General features: G+C 70.6%; 1 protein-coding gene. It reads left to right on the top strand.

Annotated elements, in window-relative coordinates; all coding sequences use genetic code 11:
* Nucleotides 1-76 precede the first annotated feature (76 nt).
* A complete protein-coding gene (locus HK417_RS24410; RefSeq protein WP_222273378.1) occupies nt 77-970 on the top strand; it encodes an IS982 family transposase in 894 nt (297 codons plus the stop codon).
* Nucleotides 971-994 lie beyond the last annotated feature (24 nt).

Here is a 994-nt window from a genome sequence, read left to right as displayed (position 1 = left end):
CTAGACGAGTAAGTCCGAACGGCCCGGCTGAGTCACAGGCCTGTAGTTCGGGACGGAGGGTGTTCAGGCTCTGCTTGTGACGACAGACCTCAACACCCTCCTGACCGCACTCTACGTCCGGATCGACGACTATCTGGCCGGCCGCGTGCGCGCCGGTCGCCGCCCGCGGCTGACCGATGCCGAGCTGCTCACCCTGGCCGTGGCCCAGGTCTTGCTCGGGGTGCGCTCCGAGGCCCGCTGGCTGCGGCTGGTCCCTGCCGCGCTGCCCGGCGCGTTTCCCTATCTGCCCGGCCAGTCCGGCTACAACAAGCGGCTGCGCGGCGCGCTGCCCCAGCTCAAGCGGCTGATCCGGATGCTGGCCGAAGACACCGACCTATGGAGCGATCCGGTCTGGCTGGTCGACTCCACCCCGATCGAATGCGCCCGCTCCCGGCCCACCGTGCTGCGCTCGGACCTGGCCGGCATCGCCGGCTACAGCTACTGCCCCAGCCACTCCCGCTGGTTCTGGGGGCTGCGGCTGCACCTGATCTGCACCCCGGCCGGGCTGCCGGTCACCTGGGCGCTGGCCGACCCCAAGCTCGACGAGCGGCAGGTGCTCATGTGCGTCCTCGACGCCGACGCCGAGCTGCTCGCCGACCGCCCCGGCCTGCTGCTGCTCGCGGACAAGGGCTACGTCTCCCACGAGCTGGACGACTATCTGCACGCCCGCGGCGTCGCGTTGCTGCGCCCCTCCTACCGCAACCGCGCACCCCGGCCCGGCCAGCACCTGCTCGCCCCGATCCGCCAACTGATCGAGTCCGTCTACGACACCCTCAAGGGCCAGCTCGACCTGGAACTGCACGGCGGTCGCAGCCTCACCGGCGTCACCGCCCGCATCGCCCAGCGCCTGCTCGCCCTCACCGCCGCCATCTGGCACAACCGCGCCACCGGCCAGCCGATCACCCGATCCCTGATCGCCTACGACCACTGATCGGCTTCGGACTTACTCGTCTAG

Origin of the sequence: Modestobacter marinus (assembly GCF_019799945.1) — a bacterium.
Lineage (GTDB): Bacteria > Actinomycetota > Actinomycetes > Mycobacteriales > Geodermatophilaceae > Modestobacter > Modestobacter marinus_B.
This window is presented reverse-complemented; position numbering and strand designations above follow the sequence as displayed.